The sequence below is a fragment of the Mycobacterium sp. genome, assembly GCF_008709575.1.
GTDB lineage: Bacteria > Actinomycetota > Actinomycetes > Mycobacteriales > Mycobacteriaceae > Mycobacterium.
Genome location: NZ_VYIK01000436.1, coordinates 1 through 210, shown reverse-complemented (window position 1 = coordinate 210; position 210 = coordinate 1). Strand labels below are relative to the sequence as shown.

Sequence of the window (210 nt, the reverse complement as noted above, 5' to 3'; positions counted from 1 at the left end):
ACACCTGCGCGGTCGAGGGCGCGCACCACGTCGCGCACCTGTTGTTCGGTGAACCGGTGCGACATCGCGTGGCTGCCGTCACGCAGGGTCGTGTCGGTGATCCGGACGTCGATGTCTCGGCCGCTGTCCTGACTGCCCATCATCAAACTCCTACTTTCGCTTTGGCCAGCAGCTCGCCGACTCGTGCAGCGGCCGCCGTCATGATGTCCA

Annotated in this window: 1 pseudogene; it reads right to left on the bottom strand. The window is 65.2% G+C overall.

What is annotated here, in order from left to right:
• Positions 1-140: pseudogene (locus F6Q13_RS20400) on the bottom strand (4-hydroxy-2-oxovalerate aldolase); the annotation flags it as partial.
• Positions 141-210 lie beyond the last annotated feature (70 nt).